The sequence below is a fragment of the Pseudanabaena mucicola FACHB-723 genome, assembly GCF_014696385.1.
Lineage (GTDB): Bacteria > Cyanobacteriota > Cyanobacteriia > Pseudanabaenales > Pseudanabaenaceae > Pseudanabaena.
The window spans coordinates 1-4,395 of the sequence record NZ_JACJQB010000084.1 but is presented as its reverse complement, the minus strand read 5'-3'; the positions used below and the strand labels follow the sequence as shown (position 1 = coordinate 4,395).

General features: G+C 44.2%; 5 protein-coding genes. 3 read left to right on the top strand and 2 right to left on the bottom strand.

The window, feature by feature from the left end:
- Both H6F41_RS18510 and H6F41_RS18505 read left to right on the top strand, forming a co-directional pair.
- The coding region (locus tag H6F41_RS18510) for an IS630 family transposase (protein ID WP_190401965.1) at nucleotides 1–446 on the top strand (446 nt) is incomplete at its 5' end.
- 54 nt (nucleotides 447–500) lie between these two features.
- The gene (locus tag H6F41_RS18505; RefSeq protein WP_190404936.1) at nucleotides 501–758 is read left to right on the top strand and encodes a hypothetical protein; all 258 of its coding nucleotides are present in this window, start codon (nucleotides 501–503) and stop codon (nucleotides 756–758) included.
- A 37-nt stretch (nucleotides 759–795) separates the two neighbouring features.
- On the opposite strand, the gene H6F41_RS18500 is transcribed toward H6F41_RS18505, so the two are convergent.
- Nucleotides 796–1,629 (bottom strand): acyl-CoA desaturase, encoded by an 834-nt coding sequence (locus tag H6F41_RS18500; RefSeq protein ID WP_242023116.1) that lies wholly within the window; start codon nucleotides 1,627–1,629, stop codon nucleotides 796–798.
- Between the two features lie 132 nt (nucleotides 1,630–1,761).
- Nucleotides 1,762–2,232: a heavy metal-responsive transcriptional regulator gene (locus H6F41_RS18495; protein ID WP_190404934.1), complete on the bottom strand. Its 471-nt coding sequence runs from the start codon at nucleotides 2,230–2,232 to the stop codon at nucleotides 1,762–1,764.
- Between the two features lie 215 nt (nucleotides 2,233–2,447).
- On the opposite strand from H6F41_RS18495, the gene H6F41_RS18490 reads away from it, so the two are divergent.
- On the top strand, nucleotides 2,448–4,238 hold the full coding sequence (locus tag H6F41_RS18490) for a proline--tRNA ligase (protein ID WP_190404933.1): 1,791 nt from the start codon (nucleotides 2,448–2,450) through the stop codon (nucleotides 4,236–4,238).
- The last annotated feature ends 157 nt before the right edge of the window (nucleotides 4,239–4,395 follow it).

The following is a 4,395-nucleotide window of genomic DNA, read 5'->3' as shown; positions in this document are numbered from 1 at the left end:
TTCCCTATGCTTGGCAAGAGAAAGGGACGGGTTTAAGCTTACCCAGTCAACGCAGTAAGAGGTTAAATGTCGTGGGTTTGATGAATCGAAACAATGACTTATCTGCTTATGTTTTTGAACGCAGTATCACCAGTGCAGTCATTCTCGCTTGTATCGATGACTTTGCTCGTCAATCTACCAAGCCAACAGTGATTGTTATGGATAAAGCCTCTATTCATACCAGTCAACTGATTCAAGAGAAATTAGAGCAGTGGAAGAACCAGCAAGTTGAGATTTTCCAGTTACCCCCTTATAGTCCCCAGTTGAACTTGATTGAAATTTTGTGGCGTTTCATGAAGTATGAGTGGATTGAACTCAATGCATATGAATCTTGGGAAAGTTTAGTCTCTTATGTTGAAAAAGTTCTTCGAGACTTTGGTTCAACTTATGTAATTAATTTTGCTTAGCTACTTATCTTTTTGTGGTCAGAATATAATGCTAAGTAGCTAAAACCCAAAAATATGTTTAACAATTTAACTGAGGAAGAAGAAGATATTCTTGCTAGTTATGAGCGTAGTGAGTGGCAATCAGTTAAAAATCTTCAGGAAGAAATTGACTTTTATCGTAAATCTGCTGCTGCTTGGATGCAAAAACACCACACAATTAGCCTCACTTTACCAGAGCAAGAATTTGAGCAATTTCAACAGAAAGCACTCAGTACAGGTGCATCTTCGCAAACTGTCTTAATAAATCTAATTCGGCAATTTATTGCTTCATAAAATTAAAGAGGGATACGCTCAGCGTATCCCTCTTCTTTTATTTGATCATGGCAGGAGGCATAATCACCTTTGTTGCCAAGCCTAAGCTTCTGAGCAATTGAATTGCCCACCAAGTGACATCCACTTCCCACCAACGCCATCCAGCCTTTGCCACATGCGGATAGGCATGGTGATTGTTGTGCCAACCTTCGCCATAGGTAACGATGGCAGCCCACCAGAGATTCCGAGAATTATCATTAGTCTCGAAGGTGCGATAGCCCCACATATGGGTCACAGAATTGATAAACCAAGTGCTATGCCATAGAAATACTGAGCGTACACACATTCCCCAAATGATATAAGACCAACCACCAAGGAGATATAGGCTAAATCCCAAGGGAATTTGTAGTAATAGAAAGTATTTGTCTAGCCAGAGATAAAAAGGATCGCGAGCTAATTCGGGGGCATATTTACGATACTTCTCTGGATTGAAAAAGTCAGATTTGGGATAGAGAATCCACAACATATGACTCCACCAAAATCCCTTACGTGCGGAATAGGGATCTTGATCAACATCTTCGGTATGCGCGTGATGTAAGCGGTGACCTGCGACCCAGAAAATTGGACCACCCTGTAAGGCGGCTGCACCAACTAATGCGATCGCATATTCTAGCCATTTCGGAACTTGAAAGCTACGGTGACTCAAAAGGCGGTGATATCCCAAACAAATCCCAATACTTCCTAAGAACCAATGCAATAGGATCGTGATTCCTAAAGCTGACCATGAAAAGAACCAAGGTGCTAACAAAGCTAAGCCATGAAAAATCGCAAAAAAGACGATCGATGGCAAACTAAGCTTGCTGATTTCTGGGGGCATGTCCTCGGAAGGCATGGCATCTGAAAATAATCTGGTCATGGGCTATAACTGTCAATTATCTGAGTTTGAACTAAGTATCCAAATGTAAGTAAAGTTAAGAAGCTTATGCCGACTGCGTAGCAGTCGGCATAAGCTTTTAGGCAACCATTAGTCAAGTTGAGAAGATGGAGAGCCATTTTGCCAAGTATTGCAAGCTTGATGGAACTGGTGCTGCGGATCATCAGTTACAGCACAGGACTCATCTGGATTAGTGCAATCCTTACATTCAATATTGCGGTGACAATGATTAATCAAGGGTAGGAGTTCTTCGCGCAATACCTGTAATTGCTGGATTGTCTCTTCAATGGCTCTAGCTTTTTTGAGCAGACAATCATGAACCGTCTGACAAGCAGGTGATGTCCCATCTTTAGCCGCTAAAATCTCTCTGATATCATCAAGACTCAGCCCCATCGCTTTGGTATGGTTAATAAAAGCTAAGCGATCGACATCCTCTTGGCTAAACAGACGATAACCCGCCTCAGTTCTTTGCGGTGGTGGGATTAACCCAATCCGCTCATAGAAATAGAGTGTTTGAGGATTGATCCCTAACTTTCGAGAAACTTCGCCAACTTGCAGCATTCCTATCCTTGTTTATGATTGTTTTGCAGGCTCTAGTAGTTGACAGTCTAAACCCTATACCATTGTATAAGGTCAAGGGGGTACGCCAAATTTCTTCAAGGTCGCGCAAGTCGCACAAGCGCCAATGCCCTAGTCCTGATACAATCAACAGGCAGAATCAGGATCAGTTCATCACCGAAATTCTCGCGAATACTCCTAGCTAATATCTCGAAAATATGCGTCTATCTCAAATGCTCTGGGTCACTCTGCGCGAAGATCCCGCCGAAGCAGAACTCCCAAGTCATAAGTTATTGTTGCGTGCGGGTTACATTCGGCGAGTTGGCTCAGGGCTATATGTCTACTTACCGCTAATGTGGCGAGTATTGCAAAAAATTTCGGCAATTGTCCGCGAAGAAATGAATAAAACAGGGGCGCAGGAATGCCTCTTGACACAACTGCAACCTGCCGAATTGTGGCAAGAGTCGGGACGATGGGACACCTATACCAAAGCTGAAGGGATTATGTTTGCCCTCACCGATCGCGCTAATCGTGAAGTGGGTTTGGGGCCAACCCATGAGGAAATTATTACTGCGATCGCAAGAGATACGATCCGCTCCTATCGCCAACTACCACAGCATTTATATCAAATTCAAACCAAGTTCCGTGATGAGATTCGCCCCAGATTTGGATTGATGCGTGGTCGTGAATTCATCATGAAGGATGGTTATTCATTTCATAGTAATGAGGAAAGTCTCAAAGAAACCTATGCCGAAATGGATCGCGCCTATCGCAATATGTTTAACCGTTGCGGTCTCAAGTTTCGGGCAGTGGAAGCTGACTCAGGGGCAATCGGTGGTTCTGGTTCACAGGAATTTATGGTGCTAGCGGAAGCTGGTGAAGATGACATTCTGTTTACAGAAGATGGTAGCTATGCGGCTAATGTCGAGAAGGCTGTGTCTTTACCACCCGATGCAGTGCCTGCAACCTTTGATAAGTTTGAGAAGGTACATACTCCTAAAAAGGGAACGATCGAAACGGTTTGCAAGTTGCTGAAGTGTGACCCCACGCAAGTTGTGAAACAGGTTCTCTATCAAGTTGTTTATGACAATGGCACAACGGTTTTAGTGCTAGTCAGCATTCGTGGCGATCGCGATGTTAATGAAGTGAAGTTACAAAACGAGTTGACTAAGTTGGCAGTCAATTACGGTGGTAAGGCAATTATTAATCTCCAAGTAGCCGATGCGGAGTCTCAGCAAAAGTGGGCGCATTCGCAGCTACCTGTGGGATTCATTGCCCCTGATCTAGATGATTCCTATATTGATCCATCGGCTAAGGTTGCACCGAAGTTTTTACGCCTTGTCGATCATACGGCGGCGGCATTACAGAACTTTGTCACGGGTGCGAATGAAGCTGATTATCACGTTGTCGGAGCAAATTGGGGGCAGGAATTTACATTGCCAACAGTTGTGAATCTTGACAAAGCCAAAGCTGGCGATCGGGCAGTGCATAATCCTTCGCAAATCTTGCAAACCGCTAGAGGTATCGAGGTTGGGCATATCTTCCAATTGGGAACTAAGTATTCCCAAGCGATGAAGGCGACATTTACGAACGAACAAGGTGAAGAACTGCCCCTCGTCATGGGTTGCTATGGTCTCGGTGTATCACGCCTTGCCCAAGCTGCCGTTGAACAGTCCCACGATAAAGATGGCATCATTTGGAATAAAGCGATCGCACCCTACCATGTGATTGTCACCGTTCCCAATGTGGGTGATGCGAAGCAAATGGAAGTTGGTGAGAAACTTTATAAAGAACTCAACGCCGCAGGTGTAGAAGTTCTACTCGATGATCGCGATGAGCGGGCTGGCGTGAAGTTTAAGGATGCCGATCTTGTCGGGATTCCCTATCGCGTGGTCACTGGCAAAGCAATCGCCGATGGCAAAGTCGAAATCGTCAATCGGGCGACAAAGGTCGCTACTTTAGTAGAGATTGATTCAGTGGTTGCATACATCCAAAACGAGCTGAAATAAAAGAAAGCGGCGCATTGCGCCGCTTTCTTTTATTCTTCTAAGCATTATTCGATTAGGGGAGCATCTCAGTTAGGCACTAAGTATAAGTACTCAGAAGAATTAAGCATATTATTGAGATAAGCACAGCGATGTTTCAAAACTTGAGGGACATTTGTTT

Coding starts and splice junctions, on each gene's coding strand:
- H6F41_RS18505 (WP_190404936.1), top strand. CDS start 501: ATGTTTAACAATTTAACTGAGGAAGAAGAAGATATTCTTGCTAGTTAT.
- H6F41_RS18500 (WP_242023116.1), bottom strand. CDS start 1,629: ATGCCTTCCGAGGACATGCCCCCAGAAATCAGCAAGCTTAGTTTGCCA.
- H6F41_RS18495 (WP_190404934.1), bottom strand. CDS start 2,232: ATGCTGCAAGTTGGCGAAGTTTCTCGAAAGTTAGGGATCAATCCTCAA.
- H6F41_RS18490 (WP_190404933.1), top strand. CDS start 2,448: ATGCGTCTATCTCAAATGCTCTGGGTCACTCTGCGCGAAGATCCCGCC.